Here is a 16,964-nt window from a genome sequence, read left to right as displayed (position 1 = left end):
GAAAACTGATGATAAGAATAAAGATTGACAAAAATAAAGCAGGAGAACCTGTATTTAAGATTAATATTAAAGAAGAACAACAAAAAAAGTATGTTTTTTTAAAACGAGCCTTAATGGAAGGAAAAGAAATAAAGGGACGTTACAATTATGAGCTCTGCATGAAATATTTTTTACCTATTTTCAATAACTTGGATAAAAGTGATGTAAAGATAGATGCAAAAAGTATTGATAGTTATTTAGAATTTTCTGATTACATTGATGAAAAATTTTATTATTCATTGATAGCAACTCCAAAGTTTATGAGGATGTGGAGAGAAGAGAATTGTCCCAACATATATAAGGTATGTATAGATATAGATAACTTAAGTGTAGATAAGAGTATTGCTTTTAAGCAGATTAAAATAAATAGTGAGTTATAATCTTACTTATTTTTTAAGTATGACTTAAGAACGTAAATACGACTAAAGCGGAATTTTAGATTTCAATTAGAGGTGGTATGTTAATGAATTTAATTACAATAGAGAATATAACAAAAAATTATGGCACTAAGGCTATAATTGATAATGTAAGTTTAGGCATAAATGAGGGAGATAAGATTGGATTAATTGGGGTAAATGGTACTGGAAAGTCCACATTACTTAAGATTATTTCAGGTGTTGAAGAATGTGATGAAGGTAAAATTACCAAAGGCAATGGAATAAGAGTGGAATACTTAAGTCAAAATCCAAGTTTTGATTTTAATGCTACAATCTTAGAACAAGTTTTTAAAGGAAATTCACCAGAAATGAAGTTGTTGAGAGAATATGAAGAAGTTCTTTCTAAAGTTAATTTTGGTGAATTAGAGTTTAGTGACAAGCTTATAAGCATACAAAGTAAGATAGATAGTATGAATTTATGGCAATTTGAGAGCGAAGCTAAGATGATATTAACAAAGCTTGGTATAGATAATTTTGATAAGAAAATAGCTGAACTATCTGGTGGACAAAGAAAAAGGGTGGCATTGGCATCAGCATTGATTACTCCAAGTGATTTGCTTATTTTGGATGAGCCTACAAACCATATGGATAGTGAAACTATAAATTGGTTAGAGGAATATTTAAACTCTAGAAAAGGTGCCTTATTAATGATTACACATGACAGGTATTTCTTGGACAGGGTAACCAATAGAATTATAGAGTTATATGATGGAAATCTATATACTTATGAAGGAAATTACTCTCTTTACTTAGAAAAGAAATTGGAGAGAGAGCAGGGCGAAGTTGCTGCTCAAAGAAAGAGAGAAAATCTTTATAGAAAAGAATTGGCTTGGATCAGAAGAGGCGCTAAGGCACGTTCAACTAAGCAGAAGGCTAGAATAGATAGGTTTGAAACATTGAAGGAAGATATGGTAAAGATTAAAGAAGAAAATCTAGAACTTTCTGTAGTAGGGTCAAGACTTGGCAATAAAATAATAGAACTTTATAACTTAGAAAAGAGTTTTGATAAGAAGGTCATAAATGATTTTTCTTATATGTTATTAAGAGATGATAGAATTGGTATAGTAGGAGAAAATGGTGTAGGAAAGAGTACACTTATGAACATATTAGCTGGTAAGATTCAACCAGATTCAGGAACAGTTGAAATTGGTGATACAGTTAAGATTGGGTACTTTTCTCAGGAAACCTATCACATGGATGAAAATTCTAGGGTTATTGATTATATAAAAGAAATTGCTGAGTTCTTACCATTGGCCAATGGGGATAGAATTTCTGCTTCAGAAATGCTAGAAAGATTCTTGTTTTCTCCAGAGAAGCAATATACACCTATAGGAAAACTTTCAGGAGGAGAGAGAAGAAGATTATATCTACTAAAAGTGTTGATGGAAGCTCCTAATGTATTGCTATTTGATGAGCCAACAAATGATTTGGATATAGCAACTTTAACCATATTAGAAGATTTCATAGATGGATTTAATGGCCCAGTTATAGCTGTTTCCCATGATAGATACTTCTTAGATAGGATTTGTAATAAGATTTTTTCTTACGATGGAAAAGGAAATATCAGCAGATTAAATGGAAATTATTCTGATTTTCTTCTTTGGAAGGAAGCGAATGATGCTGAAGTAGTTAAAGAAGTAAAAATAAAAGAAGAGAAAAAAGAAGTAGTAAAGAAAGAAAAAGCTCTCAAGTTTTCTTACAAGGAACAAAAAGAATTTGATGAAATAGATGATGTAATTGCAAATTTAGAAAACAGCATACAAGATTTAGATAAAGAAATTGAAAAGTCAGCTACAGATTTTGTTAAGCTTCAAGAACTTATGGATGAAAAACAGAAGCTAGAAGCAGAACTTGAAGAAAAATATGATAGATGGACATATTTAAATGATTTAGCAGAAAAGATAGAAGATGAAAAGAGAAATAAGGCTTCTGAAAATAAATAACAAGTTAAAATATTCGTGGCATATAAACCTAGGTACTTTCAATGCTTAAATAAAGTGACATTTAAAAGGCTGCATCAAAATAAGTTTCTATTTTGATGCAGCCAATATTATTTATTTAAATGTGCACTTTAGAATGTTGCTTTTAATGCATAAGGTTTTGTTTTGCTATATGCACCACTATAACCTACAACTTTTACATAGTAAGTTCCGGTTTTACTAGCAGAGTAAGTTATTAATTCATTTGCAGTAGAACTCTTTAATGAACTTCCAACCTTAGTTCCAGAGGAATTATAAAGGTATAAGTCATAATCTCCAGCTAAGTTAGTTAAGCTTATGCTGATAGTTCCAATTTTAGTTACAGGAAGCTTATAATAATCAACATCAGATGTGCTGTAGATAAATGAGTTATAAGTTTGTCCAGAAACTATAGAATAAGCAGTTGCTAATGAATCATTAGGCTCATAGGTGTCTGCAGAAGGTGATGAACCTGTAACTCCAACAGAGCTAAATGCAGTATTTATAGCTGCAACTTCAGCACCACTTGCACCATATAAGTCTGTAGCAGCTTGTACCAAACCATCATGTGCTCCTACAAAGTCTGTATTACTATTAAAGTAAGTTGTTAATGCACGGTAATAAATTTTTGCTGTTTTTTCGCAACCTATAGCTTGTGCAACTAGGAAGGCAGCCTTGTTTGGTATTCCACTATTTGTATGAACACCTCCGTTGTCATCAGAAGTATTAACATAATCACTCATATTAGCAGGTTGATCATATAGAGTAGGATCAGCTAAGCTTCTTAAAGCATCTCCAGCTATATTTGGAGTGTATATTTCATCTCCAACTACCCAATCAGAAGGGTTGAAAGTCCAAGTTCCACCCTTAGCTACATTGTACTTATCCCAAGTTTGGATTAGCACTCCAAACACATCAGATACACTTTCATTTAATGCACCAGATTGATCTTGGTAAGCTAAATCAGCAGTTGAACTAGTTACACCATGAGTCATTTCATGGCCTACAACATCTAAATCTCCACTTAGTGATTTGAAGGTTGTTCCATCTCCATCACCATAAACCATTTGAGTTCCATCCCAAAAAGCATTATTATATTTTGAACCATAGTGTGCGGTGGATTTTATACTCATGCCATTATCGTCTATAGAATTTCTATTGAATATAGTTTTGTAGAAATCATAAACTACACCAGCGTAAGAGTGTGCACTTACAACAGCCTTATCAGAAATTGTGCTAGAGGAACTAGTGTATAAAGTTCCTGGTTCAGTTTGAGCATTATTAGCTGTATAAGTCAATATTTGACCAGTCATAGGCTTTGTAGTGTCCTTTGTTTGATAGCTTGTCCCTGATTGATATAAATTTAATGATCTAGTAGTTCCATTAACGGCAACCCCAGTACCTGTAACAGGACCATCGTATCTTATTTTGCTTACAGAATCTATTATTTTTCCTGTAGCTGTATCAACATATACATCAAAGTTTCCTATTTCAGGGTGTTGATAATATACATTGAATTTGTAAGCTTGATGAGCATCATTGCCTTTGTTGAAAATTAATTTTGTTGCAGAAGATATTTTTGCGTCTGTTTTTGCATATTGTTTTTCAACTGCAGATTTTGCAACTTGTTCAGTGACAGCAGTAGTAAATGATTTGCTGTTGTTTAAAAGAGAATAATTAATGTTAGAGGATACACTTGTAATCACATTATCTTTATTAAAGTGAACAGTGATATCTCCGTTATCAAGATTTGTTCCGTTAAGTTTTTGAGCCAATTTTACATGAGTAAAGCCTAAGTTATCCTTCTTTATTGATTTTACGTTAAAGAAATCTCTTACATTGTCCAATGAAAGAAGTTCCTTTATTTGATCTAGAAATTGCAAGGCTTGTTCACCGTCAGCTATTTTTCTTTTAGATAAATCCCCAGAAATAAATGAAGTTTTTCCTGTCTTTTTATCGTTTGTAATTTTTAGATTCCCCTTTGATGTGTTCTCTAATGATTGAACGATTAATTGTTTTCTTTCGTTAACGGTAGCCTTAACAGATGTAGGTCCTGCAAGGAATGTAGACACCACTGTTATTGCTAGAATTGATGATAGTAATTTTTTTTTCATAAATAGCCCTCCTTATACATATCCAACACGCCCCAATATATGTAAAAGAATAAAATTATTATACAATCATAGAAATCAATTTGCAACTAAAATTTATGAAAAAGTTATAAATTTTTCAAGAATATATAGTTAATATAGAGAAATTAAAAATTTATAGCGATATTTTTTGTATAAATATTCATTGAAACTATTGAAAAAGTATGTTCAATATGATAATGTTTTTCTGTTATAAAATATGTTGTGAAAATCTATGAAAAAATGCATTAATATTCATGGTTTTCTAAATGTTATGCATAAAAAATAAAATTCAAAATAAAGGAGTTGTTACGGTGTGACAGGGGAGGTTTTTGTTCAATTAAAAAATATTTGCAAGAGTTACGATGGAGCTAAGGATATCATTAAGAATTTGAACTTAGAAATAAAAAAAGGTGAATTTTTAACTCTTTTAGGACCAAGTGGTTGTGGGAAGACTACAACATTAAGGATGATAGCAGGTTTTGAAGAACCTACTCAGGGGGGGATTTTAATTGATGGAGAAAATGTTACAAATAAATCTCCACATGAAAGATGTGTTAACACAGTTTTTCAAAATTATGCATTATTTCCGCATATGAATGTTTTTGATAACATAGCCTTTGGACTTAAGATGAAAAAGGTTCCAAAGGAAGAAAAGAAAAAAAGAGTACAGGAAATGTTAGAAATGGTACAACTTCAAGGCTTTGAAGATAGGATGCCGTCACAGTTAAGTGGTGGTCAGATGCAAAGGGTTGCCATTGCAAGAGCAGTCATAAACAGACCTAAGGTGTTGTTATTAGATGAACCGCTAGGAGCACTTGATTTGAAACTTCGTAAACAAATGCAAATAGAACTTAAACATCTTCAAAGACAACTAGGAATTACGTTTATATTTGTAACACATGATCAAGAAGAAGCATTAACCATGTCTGATAGGATTGTGGTTATGAATAAAGGCGTAATAGAGCAGTTGGGAACACCAGAAGAAATATATGAAAATCCAAAATCCAAGTTTGTTGCAACCTTTTTAGGGGAAACAAATATTTTGGAAGGTTCTGTAGTTAAGATTAAGGAAAGAGAAGTTTTATTAAATCTAGAGGAAGAAAAAGATATAATAAGAATTCCAAACTTAGGATACGAAATGGGAGAAAAATTTATTGTTTCTGTTAGACCAGAAAGAATAGTGTTGAAAAATCAACCTGATGAGGATGATGTGTACTTAAAATGTAAGTTTAAAGAGCGAATATACATAGGAGCCCAGATAAAGACGGTATTTAGTTTATCAAATGGAAAAGAAATCATAGTTAATGAGTCTATAGTAAACAGTACTGGTTCCCACGAAAGCGATAAAGATGTATACGTAACTTGGAAAGCAAATCATACAGTGGTAATAAAGGAATAGGGGGAAAAGGCATGAAAAATAGAAGCCTTAAAGGCAAAGTTGCAACATTACTCCCAGTTACTCTATGGATGACAGCATTTTTTGTAGTACCGCTTATACTTATAATAGTTTATAGTTTTGCCACTAGAGGAGAATTAGGAGATATAAAATATACTTTTACTATAAGTAATTATACAAGGCTTATTGATCCATTATATTTAAGAATATTTATGGATTCTTTGATGGTAGCTTTGGGAACTACAATTTTTTGTTTAATATTTGCATATCCATTTGCATTTATTGTGGCAAAGGCAAACAAAAAGCTTAAACCAATTTTATTATTGCTTGTAATACTTCCATTTTGGACTAACTCCTTGGTAAGAACCTATGCAATGATAATGCTAATACGTACAGAAGGTGTAATAAATACAGTATTAATGAACCTTCATATTATCAGTGAACCATTAAAGCTTATGTATAATAACTTTGCAGTTATGATAGGAATGGTTTATATGATGTTTCCATTTATGGTTCTTCCATTATACTCGTCTATTGAAAAGTTGGATATGAGATTATTAGAAGCAGCTGATGATTTAGGTGCAGGGTTAGTTAGAAAATTTATAAATGTGACCTTGCCACTAACAAAGGGTGGAATAATATCTGGATGCACCTTAGTGTTTGTACCAACTCTTGGTTTGTTCTTTATAACAGACTTAATGGGAGGCAGCAAGGTAGTTCATCTAAGCAACTTGATAAAGAATCAATTTTTAACTGCTAGAGATTGGCCTTTTGGTTCTGCAATTTCTGTAGTATTAATTGTTATAATGACTGTTATTATATTTATTTACTCTAAGTCCAGTGGTTCTAAGGGCAGAAGGCAGGTGTTTTAGGCATGAAGAAAAGTAGAATTATAAAACCATTATATACATTTTTTATATTACTATTTCTGTATTTGCCTATAGCAGTTCTTATAGTATTTTCCTTTAATCAGTCTAAGCTTAATGTGGTTTGGACAGGGTTTACTTTTAAATGGTATAAGAGTCTTGTTACCAATATAGGAATTCTTGAAGCAGTGAAAACTTCATTTTTTGTAGCAATAGTAAGTACAATTGCCTCAGTTATAATAGGAACTTTAGGGGCAGTTGGAATGTATAGATATAAGTTCAAAGGGAAAAGCATACTAGATACTGTGTTATATGTACCTTTAGTAATTCCAGAGATAGTGATGGGAATTTCATTGCTTGCTATTTTCTCTTTAATTAAATCAATGATAGGTTTGCCTTTGGGAAGATGGACGTTGATAATTGCTCACATCACCTTTAGTGTTGCCTATGTTGTAGCAGTGGTAAGAACAAGGCTAGATGATTTTGATATATCATTAGAGGAAGCAGCAAGAGATTTAGGAGCCACACCACTTAAAGTATTTTTCAATGTTACCCTACCAGTAATAATGCCAGGGGTGGTGGCAGGAGGATTATTAGCTTTCACTTTATCCTTGGATGATGTGATAATAAGTTTCTTTGTAGCAGGACCGAACAGTGTTACACTGCCAATAAAGGTATTCTCTATGGTGAAGTTTGGAGTTACTCCAGAGATAAATGCTTTATCAACCATAATTATAGTGTTTACAACTATAGTAGTTACTTTAGCAGCTTTGCTTAACAAAATACATTTAAACATGAAGAAGGTAGTATCAATTTTATTGGTTATGTTGATAGTTGCAAGTTCTGCTTGGTATGGTGTATTTGCTGCAGCCAAGACTTCAGCAGCACAAAAGCAAGTACTAAATGTATTTAACTGGTCAGAATATTTGCCACAATCAGTAATTGATAAATTTGAAAAGCAATATAACGTTAAGGTTAATTACAGTACATTTTCCTCCAACGAAGAGATGTTAGCAAAGATTATGGCTGGTGGGGCTCAGTATGATATAGCTGTAGCCAGTGATTTTATGGTAGAAATACTAAGTAAGCAAAACTTAGTTCAAGAAATAAATAAAGATAATATACCAAACATAAAAAATCTTGAACCTGCTAGATTAGGGTTACCTTATGATAAAGAGAATAAATATAGCTTACCATATATGTGGCTTGCAGGAATAATTGGTTATGATAGTAGTAAAATTAAAGAAGGCGAGATAACTTCTTATGCAGATTTATGGAATCCTAAGTATAAGAATTCCATAACAGTTTTGGATGATGAAAGAGCTATAATTGGTATGACCTTAAAGAAGCTTGGATATTCATTAAATGAAACTAGTGATGGAGCTTTAGAAAAAGCTAAAGAGGAATTGAAAAAACTTCAACCTAATATAAAATCCTATGATAGTGATAGTCCAAAAACAAATTTAATTAATGGAGAATCCAGCATAATTTTTGCATGGGGTGCTGAATCAAGCTTAGCAAGAAGAGAAAATCACAATGTTAAATATGTGATCCCAAAGGAAGGTTTGTTCTTACAACAAGATAACTTTGTAATACCAAAGGGAGCACAAAATGTAGAGCTTGCAGAAAAGTTTATAAACTTCATAATGGACCCAGAAATAAGTGCAGAAATATCAAAAGCCTTCCCTTATGGAAATCCAAATGGAAAAGCAAAGGAACTGATGGATAAGAGCATTGTAGAGGATCAAGCTGTATACCCACCAGATGAAGCCGTAAAGAAAGGTGAGTATCTAAAAGATATAGGAAGTAAAATAACTAAATTTGATAATATATGGTCTCAAGTAAAGAGATAAAAATTAAAAAACGTTAATAAAATATGAACAAGGTATGTAGATAGGAAGCAAGTATCCTAATTTACATACCTTGTTTGCTTTGTATTATAAAAAAGTAAAAAAATTCAATGCAATCATCAAAAAAAATACAAAAAGTAAGCAGAAATAGAAACAAAAAGTCTGAAAATTCTTTAAAATTCATAACAATAATTGACAAAAAAAGAAAATTAACAATGTTACAATTAATATGTTTAAACGTTATAGCTATTTAAGAACAATGGGGGGAGAACAGTGAAAAGAAAATTATTTCGTTCGTGGAAAAATAAATATTTTAACTTATTTATTATAGTTTTGGGGTATGTACTATGTATAACTATAATGTCTTTAGTTATAAACTCTTATATTTTAAATAAAAGGAATTCAGAAAATGATCAGCAAGGCAAAAAAGAAAACTTTTCTTATGTTCTTGTAAGAAGTAATCCAAGTAAAAATTTTCAAGGAAATATCATTGATGTTATAACTGAATTTTCTAAGTATGGCAAGGTAGATGTATTAAAGTTAAGAAATAGCATACTATCATTTGGAAAGAAACAAGTTGAAGCTCAAATAATTCCTACAGAATATAGGAAAGATACAGATTTCATTCCAATGATAACCTTAGGAAGGTATATATCAATTGATGAGTCAGTAAGAGGAGATAAGGTGGCAGTCATTGGAAAGAGTTTAGCTAAATCGCTTGGAGTTGGAATAAATGGAAAGATCAATTTTTATGGAGAAGAATATAAAATTATAGGTATACTTGGACCAGAATTTAAAGAGAGTGTATGGGATAAGGTGTTTACTACTTCAGTTAAAGGTTTACCTAAGTCATATTTATCTATACTTAATGATAGTTGTACAGAACAAAGCGACAAAAATAAGATATTAAATTTAAACTTAACCTTTAGAGTGAAAAATTCTGAAAGGCAAAAAGTATTTGATGAAATATCAAATAGCATGAACAAGTATGGTGTGCAAATTATAGAATCCTTTGGAGATATGATGGATGGAGGATTAGGAAATGCAGTGTTTGGAATAACAGTGATTACAATTCCTATAATAATAGCAGCATTGTTTAATGTGCTTAATATATCGTTCTTTTGGATAATGGATAGAAAGAAGGAGATAACAATAAAGAAGGTTATGGGGGCTACTAATGAATATATTATAAAAAGAATAAGAATAGAACTGATATTAATATCACTGATATCAGCAGGTACTTCTTTTATTATTCAAAATATTTTATATAGACATTTTGAGCAGTTTATTGAGAATACAGGGTTAAGCTTCAAGTTATCAGTGGGAACTTTTATTGCGTGTACAATTATAGCTGTTATGCTTGGATATTTATCAACTATAATTCCAACTAGAAAGATTGTCTCAATGGAAGCTGCAGAGGCATTAAGATATGAGTAGGAGAGTTAGCTTATGGGTATTATATTAGTTTCAATAAGAAAAAATATTTGGAGAAATTTGGCTATAACTTTTCAGATAATATTAGGCACAATAGTATTGAGCCAAGCATTATCAAATTATAGATATTTTATTGCGACTAAATATAAGGCAGAAACATTAATTGAAAGTAATGTATATGATTTAAGCTATACAAATAAATCTCATAATGAGATTGGCAATCATGATATGAATGGACAAGATACAATATCACCACAAGAGGGAGTTAATGTGGCATTAAAATTTATCAAAGGTGATAATAGAGTTGAGAAAATAGGATTAGAAAGTGGTGGATACGTATTTAAGTATGCAGATGATGAGAAGTCAAGTAAACCAATATTGAAATCTAAAATACAGTCTATAGATGTTACTGCTTATAATAAAGAGTTAACTGAAATGTATAATTTCAAAGTGAAGAAAGGCATTAGCTTTTCTGATTATTTTAAAGTTAATAATGATGATAAATTAATTCCAATACTAATTTCAGAAGAATTAGCTGGAGATAATCCAGTAGGCAGCATTGTAAAACTGCCCCAAAAAGTTGATCCTAGGCAAAAAGATTACAAAATAATAGGTATTTTAGATAGTAGTTATCCACTATTAAGTCAAATATATGATATGGCAATGCCGGGAAGACCTAATGATGGTTATTTTTGTATAATAGGGTCTTTGATAAATGATGATTATGCTCATGTATATGCAAAATTTAAAGATGATGTAAGTAGAGATGAAGTGAAGAAAGATTACGATAAACGTGCAGGAGCAGATAAAGAAATTCAGTTTTTTGGATTAAATGATATGGCTGAAACGCTGCTTTTACCTGCATCAGAGAAAGTACAATATATTTTCTATGGAACAATAATATTAATTTTGACTTCCTTTGGTGTTATAGGCACAGTATTGGCTTCCATAGTAAAAAGAAAACCTGAGTTTGGTGTAAGAGTAGCTATAGGAGCTACAAAGAGTAACATACAAAGATTAGTTATGGGGGAATTAATGATATTGTTTATGTTTTCTGTAACCATAGGATTATTAATTTCTAGATTAATGTCAGGTATGTCTAAAATACCAACTTATATTTGGGATTTCTATGTAATAGGCATTAGCGCTGGCATAGTTTTTGTATTAATGATAATATCTGCCATCCCATCTTTATTGAGAATAACTAAAATGAATCCAGTGGATTTAGTACATGGAAAATAAGAGTTTTTATTAAGAAGGAGAAGGTGTTTTTATGAAAAGAAAGTTATTTCATTCGTGGAAAAATAGAGGGTTTACTTTATTTACAATAGTATTTGGATATTTTTTATGTATAACTATATTATCCTTGGTGATTAATTCCATTGAATTAGATAAAAGAAATGATGAAAATGAGTTTCAAGGCAAACATGGAACTGTTTCCTATTTGACAGTAGGGAATTATATAAGTAGCAGTTTTACAGGAAAGCCTATAGATGTGATCAACGGATTCTCTAAATATGGAAAGGTTGATATACAAGACTTACCCAATCAAATTGTTGCAGTTGGTAAAAAGTTATGTCAATCTCAAGTTATCCCTACTGTGTATACCAAAGAAACTGATTTTATTCCCAATATAACTGAAGGAAGATATATTTCTATAGAGGAGTCTATGAGGGGAGATAATGTAGCAGTTATTGGCAAAGAGCTTGCGAAATCTCTAGGAGTAGAGGTAAATGGGAAAGTAAAATTTTATAATAAAGAATATAGAGTAGTAGGTATACTTGGACCAGAATTTAAATATAGTGCATGGGATAAAGTCTTTTGCATTTCAGTTAATGGATTACCAAAAGACTACATGGATGTACTAAATCGCAGTTGGGTTCAAGAAACAGATAAACTTAAAAGTCTGAATCTATATTTTGCATTCCGAGTAAAGGATGCTGAAAAAAAACAAATATATGACCAAATAAAGAGTGAAATGAAAAGTTATAATTTATATATAGATGACAAAAAGCAAAATTGGGAAGGCGCATCAACTTATGAGCAAGCTAGAGATACTGCGAAAAATGGAATTCCTATAATAATAGTAGCTTTATTTAATGTTCTAAATATTTCTTTTTTCTGGATAATGGATAGAAAGCATGAAATAACTATTAAAAAGGTACTGGGAGCTACAGATAAGTTTATTATGAATAGGATTAGAAAGGAATTGTTATTAATATCTATATTATCAGCACTTTTATCTTTTATAACTCAAAGTATATTATATAAGGAGTTTGAACCTTTTATAAATAGGGTGGGCTGGAGTTTTAAGCTTTCTTGGATGACTTTTATTTGCTGTATAATGGTAGCAATTGTTCTTGGATATTTGTCAACCATAATTCCAGCTAAGAAAATTGTTAGGATGAAAGCTGCAGAAGCTTTAAGAAATGAGTAGGAGAAAAAGTGTATGTATATGATTTTAAAATCAATGAAGAAAAATAAATTAAGAAATTTAGTTATAGTTGTACAGTTGATTTTTGGCATAGTAATTTTAAGCAACAGTCTGGCTAACTATAAGTACTATATTTCAACTAGAGAGAAAGCTGAAAATGCCAGTAGCAGTAATGTTTATGAAGTATCTGTAGAAAATAAAGCAGATATTTTTAAAGTAGGAGAAGCTAGAGATCATCAATATATAAGTGGAGAAGAAAATCAAATATCTACCGTGTATAAAATTGCTAAGGAAAGTAAGCTGGTAGAGAAAATAGGCTTTGAAGGGCTTGGTTGTAATTCATGTCAGTATACTAATGAAGAAGAAAATGAAGGTAAGTTTATTTTGAAATCAAAAATAAAAACCATAGGTATTGTTGAGTATAGCAAGGAACTAACAGAAATGTATAACTTTAAAATGAAAAGTGGAATGAATTTTTCTCAATATTATAAGTCAGAGAAAGCAGAGGATGTTATTCCAATGCTAATTTCTCCACAGTTATCTAAGGATAATCCAATAGGAAGTATTGTAAAGTTACCAGGAGGAGGAAAGAAATATAAAGTAATAGGAGTGCTAGATAATAGCTGCCCATTATTAAATGAACTATACAATATGGGATGCTTGTACAAGCCTAATAATGGATATTTTTGTGTAATAGGCTCCTTATTAACTAACAAGAAAACTCATCTTTATATAAAATTAAAAGATGGCGTAAGTAAGGCAGAGGGAAAAAATGATTTTGATAAGAAGCTTGGAGAGAAGTTTGAAACTCAATTTTTTGGATTAGATGATATGGCTGAAACAGTAACTTTACCTGCACCATATGCGGCTAGATATATTCTTTTCGGAATTATTATATTGGTGCTTTCATCTTTTGGCATAATAAATACTGTATTGTCCACAATATTAAAAAGAAAAAAGGAGTTTGGAACAAGAATAGCTGTAGGAGCTACAAAGGCTCAAATAGAAAAGTTAGTTATAGGGGAGTTTATAATTTTCTTTGCATTTTCAGCGTTTATAGGATTAATAATTGCTAAATTAATATCTGGACAACAGGCAGTTTGGGATTTTTCTGTAATAGGCATAAGTATAGGAATTGTATTTTTAATTCTAGTAATATCAATGATACCAGCATATTTTAGAATGAGAAAAATGAATCCAGTGGATTTAGTACATGGGAGGTAATAAAAATGGAACAATTAGAAGTTAAGGATTTAACAAAAAGGTATGTAGCTTATGGAAATGTAACCAACGCTTTAAATAGTGTATCTTTAAATGTGAAGGAAGGGGAAATGGTAGCTATAATGGGCCCTTCAGGTTCAGGGAAGACTACCATGTTAAATATATTAGGCTGTTTGGATAACCCAACCTTAGGTGAGTATAAGTTGCAAGGAAAGTCTGTGGAAACAATGAATGCAAAGGAACTAGCTAAGATTAGGAATCAAAGTATAGGCTTTGTTTTTCAACAGTTTGCTTTGATTGCAGAGTATTCAATATATGAAAATCTAGAATTACCTTTACTATATTGGAATCTTCACAATAAAAAACATAAGTATTCAAAATCAGAAATGAGAAGTAAGATATTTAATATATTAGAGGCATTGGGGATAAAAGAGCATTATACAAAATATCCATCCCAACTTTCAGGAGGCCAGCAGCAAAGGGTGGCAATAGCAAGAGCATTGCTGGTAGAACCAGATATTATAATTGCGGACGAGCCTACAGGAGCATTGGATCAAAAGACTGGTGCTGAGGTTATGAAGTTACTTGTAGATGTAAACAAGAAAGGGAAGACAGTAATAATAGTAACTCATGATGAAAAGATAGCAGCCTACTGCAATAGGAGAATAGATATAATGGATGGTAAGATTCAAAGTGATAAGGTATTAGTAAATAGTTAATTAAGAAGGATGTTGTAATTTTGCAACATCCTTTTTATTTATCTCTCACATATTCATACCTTCAATTTTAATGAAGAACATTTTTGCAATTTTGTACAAATAACTAAAAATAATATAGAGTAGGTGCAAAATTTTAGGTTGATTATAGCAATATTATGTTTTATTATTTCAATTGTAATAGAATTTATAGGGAGATGAATTTATGATGAAAAACTTTCCGGAACTTAATAGTAAGATAAATGGATTTTTGCATGGAGGCGATTATAATCCTGACCAATGGCTAGATTATCCTGAAATATTAAAAGAGGATGTTCGCTTAATGAAACTAGCCAATTGTAATTGTTTTTCAATAAATATTTTTGGATGGAGTGCCATAGAACCTGAAGAAGGAAAGTACACTTTTGAGTGGCTTGATAAGATTATGGATGATATGGCAGCTAATAATATGCAGGTGATTTTAGCTACACCAAGTGGTGCAAGACCAGCATGGTTATCACAAAAGTATCCAGAAGTTTTAAGAGTAAATGGTGATAGAACTAAAAATCTTCATGGACAAAGACATAATCACTGTTATACCGCACCAATATATAGAGAAAAGACAGCAAAAATAAATAGAATGCTTGCAGAAAGATATAAAAATCACCCAGCATTAATTATGTGGCATATTTCAAATGAATATGGTGGAGAATGTCATTGTGAACTTTGTCAAGAAGCTTTCAGAGAGTGGCTTAAGGTTAAATATGATAACGATTTAAATAAGTTAAATCAACAATGGTGGACTGGCTTCTGGAGTCATAGATTTACTGATTGGTCACAAATAGAAAGTCCAGCTCCACAAGGAGAAATGTATGTTCATGCACACAATATTGATTGGAAAAGGTTTGTTACATACCAAACCATAGATTTCTATAAGAATGAAATCAAACCAATTAGAGAAATTACCCCTGACATACCTGTAACAACAAATTTTATGGGCATGTATGGAGGACTTGATTATTGGAAGTTTGCAAAGGAAGTAGATATAGTATCTTGGGATAACTATCCATCATGGCATAATGATTATCAAAACCTATGGGATTTAGGCGCAAATACAAGTTTTGTTCATGATGTATATAGATCATTTAAAGGTGGACAACCTTTCTTAGTAATGGAGAATACTCCAAGCCTTGTTAATTGGCAAGAAGTAAATAAACCTAAGCGACCTGGAATGCATTTATTATCTGCAATTCAAGGAGTTGCTCATGGTTCAGACTCAGTACTATATTTCCAATGGAGAAAAGGAAGAGGAGCTTCTGAAAAGCTTCATGGAGCTGTAGTGGATCATTGTGGTCATGAGAATACTAGAGTGTTTAGAGAAGTAACTGAAGTTGGAGAAGTTTTAAACAAGATACAGGAAATTAGAGGCACTTCAATTGAACCAGAGGTTGCAGTAATTTACGATTGGGAAAATAGATGGGCAATTGATGATTTACAAGGATTAAAAAGAGATAAAAAAGGATACCAGGAAGCTTGTGAACAATTTTATAAGGTATTTTGGGAGAATGGAATTTCAGTAGATAATATTAACATGGACTGTGATTTCTCAAAATACAAGTTAATAGTTGCTCCAATGCTTTATATGCTTAAGCCAACAGTAGCTGAAAGAATAACTGAGTTTGTAAAGAATGGTGGAACCTTTATTACAACTTATTGGAGTGGAATTGTAAATGAAAATGATCTATGTTTCTTAGGTGGATTCCCAGGTCCACTTAGAGAAGTTGCAGGAATTTGGTCAGAAGAAATAGATTCATTATATGATACACAGTCAAATTATATAGAATTTAATAAAGATAATAAATTATCATTAGAGGGTAAATTTGAGGTTAAAGATTACTGTGATGTGATTCATGCAGAAACAGCGGAAGTTTTAGCCACATATAAAACTGATTATTATAAAGATATGCCTGCAGTAACAGTAAATAAATTTGGAGATGGCAAAGCATATTATATAGCAGCACGAACAGGAGAAGATTTTAATAATGAATTCTTATTAAAAGTTATTAAGGAATTAGATATAAAGTCTGTTATTGAAGGAAAATTACCTTTAGGTGTAACAGCTCAAATGCGTAGAAATGATGAGCATAAATATACCTTTATTATGAATTTTACTGAAGAAGAAAAGCTTGTAACCTTAGGAAATCAAGAATACACAGATATGATATCTGGTGAGCAGGTTAAATGTGAAATTTCTTTAGGAAAATACGGGATTAAAATTTTAAAACAATAAATTATAAAAATGCTACTATTTGATAGTTTTAGCGTTAAACACAGTAGAATTGTTTCACAATACCTTGAAGGTTTTGGTAATGCAAGAGTTGGAATAAATAAAATCTGATATCTTGTACATACTATTACTGTGATTCTAGGAGTCTGAAAATAAATAACAAGCTTAAATATACTGCAGATATTTTTTCAGATACCTTATTTGTGAAAGGAGAA

General features: G+C 31.2%; 12 protein-coding genes. 11 read left to right on the top strand and 1 reads right to left on the bottom strand.

The genetic code is table 11. The features are described 5' to 3' along the window. Nucleotides 1–8 precede the first annotated feature (8 nt). Together OCU47_RS11635 and OCU47_RS11630 are read left to right on the top strand one after the other, a co-directional pair. Nucleotides 9–419: a hypothetical protein gene (locus OCU47_RS11635; RefSeq protein WP_261828766.1), complete on the top strand. Its 411-nt coding sequence runs from the start codon at nucleotides 9–11 to the stop codon at nucleotides 417–419. A gap of 83 nt (nucleotides 420–502) precedes the next feature. Beyond that, the gene (locus OCU47_RS11630; RefSeq protein WP_261828765.1) at nucleotides 503–2,419 is read left to right on the top strand and encodes an ABC-F family ATP-binding cassette domain-containing protein; all 1,917 of its coding nucleotides are present in this window, start codon (nucleotides 503–505) and stop codon (nucleotides 2,417–2,419) included. 128 nt (nucleotides 2,420–2,547) lie between these two features. Here the strand turns inward: OCU47_RS11630 and OCU47_RS11625 are convergent, their stop codons facing one another. After that, entirely contained in the window at nucleotides 2,548–4,548 is a 2,001-nt protein-coding gene (locus OCU47_RS11625; RefSeq protein WP_261828764.1) for a M4 family metallopeptidase, read from the bottom strand. A gap of 331 nt (nucleotides 4,549–4,879) precedes the next feature. Here OCU47_RS11625 and OCU47_RS11620 point away from each other — a divergent pair, with 331 nt between their 5' ends. The 9 genes from OCU47_RS11620 (at nucleotide 4,880) to OCU47_RS11580 (ending at nucleotide 16,752) form a co-directional block, all read left to right on the top strand. Next, nucleotides 4,880–5,965 carry an ABC transporter ATP-binding protein gene (locus OCU47_RS11620; RefSeq protein WP_261828763.1) on the top strand — a complete coding sequence of 362 codons (1,086 nt, stop codon included), beginning with the start codon at nucleotides 4,880–4,882 and terminating at the stop codon, nucleotides 5,963–5,965. Between the two features lie 11 nt (nucleotides 5,966–5,976). Beyond that, on the top strand, nucleotides 5,977–6,834 hold the full coding sequence (locus tag OCU47_RS11615) for an ABC transporter permease (RefSeq protein ID WP_261828762.1): 858 nt from the start codon (nucleotides 5,977–5,979) through the stop codon (nucleotides 6,832–6,834). Between the two features lie 2 nt (nucleotides 6,835–6,836). Then, the gene (locus OCU47_RS11610; RefSeq protein ID WP_261828761.1) at nucleotides 6,837–8,681 is read left to right on the top strand and encodes an extracellular solute-binding protein; all 1,845 of its coding nucleotides are present in this window, start codon (nucleotides 6,837–6,839) and stop codon (nucleotides 8,679–8,681) included. Between the two features lie 270 nt (nucleotides 8,682–8,951). Further along, entirely contained in the window at nucleotides 8,952–10,115 is a 1,164-nt protein-coding gene (locus OCU47_RS11605) for an ABC transporter permease (RefSeq protein ID WP_261828760.1), read from the top strand. Between the two features lie 12 nt (nucleotides 10,116–10,127). Next, entirely contained in the window at nucleotides 10,128–11,354 is a 1,227-nt protein-coding gene (locus OCU47_RS11600; protein ID WP_261828759.1) for an ABC transporter permease, read from the top strand. Between the two features lie 31 nt (nucleotides 11,355–11,385). Further along, nucleotides 11,386–12,549 carry an ABC transporter permease gene (locus OCU47_RS11595; RefSeq protein WP_261828758.1) on the top strand — a complete coding sequence of 388 codons (1,164 nt, stop codon included), beginning with the start codon at nucleotides 11,386–11,388 and terminating at the stop codon, nucleotides 12,547–12,549. 12 nt (nucleotides 12,550–12,561) lie between these two features. Further along, complete coding sequence (locus OCU47_RS11590) at nucleotides 12,562–13,770, top strand: ABC transporter permease (protein WP_261828757.1); 1,209 nt, start codon at nucleotides 12,562–12,564, stop codon at nucleotides 13,768–13,770. Between the two features lie 5 nt (nucleotides 13,771–13,775). Beyond that, on the top strand, nucleotides 13,776–14,486 hold the full coding sequence (locus tag OCU47_RS11585) for an ABC transporter ATP-binding protein (RefSeq protein WP_261828756.1): 711 nt from the start codon (nucleotides 13,776–13,778) through the stop codon (nucleotides 14,484–14,486). Nucleotides 14,487–14,691: 205 nt separating this feature from the next. After that, nucleotides 14,692–16,752, top strand: coding sequence for a beta-galactosidase (locus OCU47_RS11580; RefSeq protein WP_261830624.1), 2,061 nt, complete (start codon nucleotides 14,692–14,694; stop codon nucleotides 16,750–16,752). Nucleotides 16,753–16,964 lie beyond the last annotated feature (212 nt).

The organism is Clostridium sp. TW13 (genome assembly GCF_024345225.1).
GTDB classification, from domain to species: domain Bacteria; phylum Bacillota; class Clostridia; order Clostridiales; family Clostridiaceae; genus Inconstantimicrobium; species Inconstantimicrobium mannanitabidum.
This window is presented reverse-complemented; position numbering and strand designations above follow the sequence as displayed.

Bases quoted from the DNA above. Each gene is read 5' to 3' on its own strand.
- OCU47_RS11635 (WP_261828766.1), top strand. From the start codon at position 9: ATGATAAGAATAAAGATTGACAAAAATAAAGCAGGAGAACCTGTATTT.
- OCU47_RS11630 (WP_261828765.1), top strand. From the start codon at position 503: ATGAATTTAATTACAATAGAGAATATAACAAAAAATTATGGCACTAAG.
- OCU47_RS11625 (WP_261828764.1), bottom strand. From the start codon at position 4,548: ATGAAAAAAAAATTACTATCATCAATTCTAGCAATAACAGTGGTGTCT.
- OCU47_RS11600 (WP_261828759.1), top strand. From the start codon at position 10,128: ATGGGTATTATATTAGTTTCAATAAGAAAAAATATTTGGAGAAATTTG.
- OCU47_RS11585 (WP_261828756.1), top strand. From the start codon at position 13,776: ATGGAACAATTAGAAGTTAAGGATTTAACAAAAAGGTATGTAGCTTAT.
- OCU47_RS11590 (WP_261828757.1), top strand. From the start codon at position 12,562: ATGTATATGATTTTAAAATCAATGAAGAAAAATAAATTAAGAAATTTA.
- OCU47_RS11610 (WP_261828761.1), top strand. From the start codon at position 6,837: ATGAAGAAAAGTAGAATTATAAAACCATTATATACATTTTTTATATTA.
- OCU47_RS11595 (WP_261828758.1), top strand. From the start codon at position 11,386: ATGAAAAGAAAGTTATTTCATTCGTGGAAAAATAGAGGGTTTACTTTA.
- OCU47_RS11580 (WP_261830624.1), top strand. From the start codon at position 14,692: ATGAAAAACTTTCCGGAACTTAATAGTAAGATAAATGGATTTTTGCAT.
- OCU47_RS11615 (WP_261828762.1), top strand. From the start codon at position 5,977: ATGAAAAATAGAAGCCTTAAAGGCAAAGTTGCAACATTACTCCCAGTT.